Annotated in this window: 3 protein-coding genes and 2 pseudogenes; all 5 read left to right on the top strand. The window is 69.1% G+C overall.

Annotated features, from left to right (window positions below; all coding sequences use genetic code 11):
• A pseudogene (locus C1I89_RS36100) lies at positions 1–432 on the top strand (peptidase); the annotation flags it as partial.
• Between the two features lie 2 nt (positions 433–434).
• On the top strand, positions 435–626 hold the full coding sequence (locus C1I89_RS36095; protein ID WP_440130685.1) for a phage virion morphogenesis protein: 192 nt from the start codon (positions 435–437) through the stop codon (positions 624–626).
• A 267-nt stretch (positions 627–893) separates the two neighbouring features.
• Positions 894–1,997, top strand: coding sequence for a peptidase (locus C1I89_RS33230; protein ID WP_102776376.1), 1,104 nt, complete (start codon positions 894–896; stop codon positions 1,995–1,997).
• A gap of 4 nt (positions 1,998–2,001) precedes the next feature.
• Positions 2,002–2,364 carry a capsid cement protein gene (locus tag C1I89_RS33225; protein WP_102776375.1) on the top strand — a complete coding sequence of 121 codons (363 nt, stop codon included), beginning with the start codon at positions 2,002–2,004 and terminating at the stop codon, positions 2,362–2,364.
• 24 nt (positions 2,365–2,388) lie between these two features.
• Positions 2,389–2,780: pseudogene (locus tag C1I89_RS33220) on the top strand (hypothetical protein); the annotation flags it as partial.

Raw genomic sequence — 2,780 nt, 5'->3', positions numbered from 1 at the left:
AGCGCTGCCGCCTACGACCCGGCCAAGCACGAAGCGCCCATCGTCGTGGGCCACCCGCGCCACGACGGCCCGGCCTACGGCTGGGTCAAGTCCCTGAGCTATGGCGAATCCCTGGAGGCCGAACCCGACCAGGTCGAGCCGGCATTCGCCGAGCTGGTCGAGGCCGGCCGCTTCAAGAAGGTGTCCGCCGCCTTCTACCGGCCCGACTCCCCCAACAACCCCGTGCCCGGCGTGTTCTATCTGCGGCACGTCGGTTTCCTGGGCGCCCAGCCGCCGGCGGTCAAGGGGCTGCGCCAGGTCGAGTTCGCCGACGCCGACGCCGGCGACGTGGTGGAACTGGAGTTCGGCGAAGTGCGCGCCGGCACCGTGCAGCGCCTGTTCCGGGCGCTGCGCGACTTCCTGATCGCCAAAGAGGGGCTGGAGGTTGCCGACCNATCCACCAGCTGGGCGGTATCATTCGGGCCAAGAACGGCGGGCGCCTGGCCATCGGCAATCCCAAGAAGGCGTTTGCCCTGGTCCAGCAGGTGGAAATCCCCGCGCGGCCGTACCTGGGCCTGTCCAAGGAAGACCGCCAGGTCATCGAGGAGATCCTGGTGCGCCACGCCTTGCCGCCCGAGGCCCGATAGCGGCCCCGGCCTGGGAGGCCCAAAACGGCCGTTCTGGGGCCTGGCATGCCCCGTTGCACCACCATCGACCCATTAAACGCGCCTGCGGGCTGTTAAACGGGTTTTAAACAGGTTGCCGACCGACCTGTCCGGTGGTTAGATATACGGGTGGCCGGCATTCGCCTGCGCCGCTCCCCCATCCCCCCCAATCCGCCATCCGGTGAAGTGCTTCACCTGATGCGCCGGCGCGCGTCCCGAGATACTGGCTTCCACGAGTACGGAGGCCACATGCAGCGAATCGAAATCTTCCGGCCTGGCACGCATACCGCGATGTCGGGCGAAACCATCGGCTTCACCGAGGCGCAGCTGCGTGCGAGCGCTGCCGCCTACGACCCGGCCAAGCACGAAGCGCCCATCGTCGTGGGCCACCCGCGCCACGACGGCCCGGCCTACGGCTGGGTCAAGTCCCTGAGCTATGGCGAATCCCTGGAGGCCGAACCCGACCAGGTCGAGCCGGCATTCGCCGAGCTGGTCGAGGCCGGCCGCTTCAAGAAGGTGTCCGCCGCCTTCTACCGGCCCGACTCCCCCAACAACCCCGTGCCCGGCGTGTTCTATCTGCGGCACGTCGGTTTCCTGGGCGCCCAGCCGCCGGCGGTCAAGGGGCTGCGCCAGGTCGAGTTCGCCGACGCCGACGCCGGCGACGTGGTGGAACTGGAGTTCGGCGAAGTGCGCGCCGGCACCGTGCAGCGCCTGTTCCGGGCGCTGCGCGACTTCCTGATCGCCAAAGAGGGGCTGGAGGTTGCCGACCGGGTGCTGCCCGACTGGGCCGTCGAGGACATCGAGGCGGCGAAGCCCGGCCCGGCTTTTCGTGAATCCCCCAAATCAACCATTACCCAGGAGGTAACCGACGTGGACAAGCAGGAACTGGAACGCAAACAGAAGGAGATCGAGGACCGCGAGGCCGAGATCGCCAAGAAGGAAACGGCGTTCGCCGAGCGCGAGCGCCAGGAGCGCGCGGCCACCAGTGTGCAGCTGGTGGACAAGCTGGTGGCCGAGGGGCGCGTGCTGCCCCGGCACCGCGACGGCCTGGTGGCCTTCATGGCCAGCGACGAGGCCGAGCAGCCGCTGGAGTTCGGCGAAGGGGCGACCCGCACCAAGACCAGCGCCCGTGCCTTCCTGGAAGGCTTCCTGAAGGAGCTGCCGCAATCGGTGGACTACGCCGAGCGCGGCCGCGCCGAGGAGCTGCCCGAGGCGGGCGCCTTCCAGGCCCCCCAGGGCTACCAGGTGGACCCCGACAAGGCCCGCCTGCACCAGCAGGCCCTGGCCTACCAGGAGTCCCACAAGTGCGACTACGTGACGGCCGTGCGCGCCGTCCAGCGGAAAGGAGCGTAACGCCATGAGCCAGAAAACCCCCTTGCTGACCCTGACGGTGACCGCTGCCGGCGCCGTCGCCGCCTGCCGCTTCGTCGGGTTCGGCGGCGCCCAGGTGACCGCCGCCGGCGCCAAGGCCCTGGGCGTGTCCACCACGTCGGCCCTGGATGGCGACGACCTGGCCATCGACGTGATCGGCACCACCGTGATCGAGTCCGGCGGCGCCATCGACCTGGGCGATGACATCGTCAGCGACGCCCAGGGCCGCGCCATCGTGGCCACCGTGCCCGTGGAGGGCGAGGTCAGCACCGAGGCGGTGCTGGCCCAGGCGCTGGACGGGGCCAGCGGCGCCGGCGAGTTCGTCGAAGTGCTGCTGACCCGCCGCTAACCATCATTTAAGGAGCCGTCAAACATGAACATGAATACCCGCCAGGTCCGCGTGATCGACCCGATTCTGTCGAACGTGGCCCAGGGCTACACCCATCCCGAGCGTGTGGGCTTCACGCTGTTCCCCCGCGTGCCGGTCAAGCAGCGCGGCGGCCAGATCATCGAATTCGGCCGCGACAGCTTCAAGCGCTACACCACCCGCCGCGCGCCCGGCGCCAACACCAAGCGCGTGCAGTTCGGCTACGAGGGCAAGCCGTTCGCCCTGGTGCAGGACGCCCTGGAGGGCAAGGTGCCCTGGGAGCACATGCAGGACGCCGCCCAGGTGCCGGGCATCGACCTGGGCACCGAGGCCACCAACGAGGTCATGGAGATCCTGTCGCTGGCCCTGGAGATCGAACAGGCCGAGATCGCCACGAA

Origin of the sequence: Achromobacter pulmonis (assembly GCF_002885955.2) — a bacterium.
Classification (GTDB): Bacteria; Pseudomonadota; Gammaproteobacteria; order Burkholderiales; family Burkholderiaceae_B; genus Achromobacter; species Achromobacter pulmonis_A.
Note: the sequence above shows the minus strand (reverse complement) of the source record. Positions and strands in the feature narration are given on the sequence as shown.

Bases quoted from the DNA above. Each gene is read 5' to 3' on its own strand.
- C1I89_RS33230 (WP_102776376.1), top strand. From the start codon at position 894: ATGCAGCGAATCGAAATCTTCCGGCCTGGCACGCATACCGCGATGTCG.
- C1I89_RS33225 (WP_102776375.1), top strand. From the start codon at position 2,002: ATGAGCCAGAAAACCCCCTTGCTGACCCTGACGGTGACCGCTGCCGGC.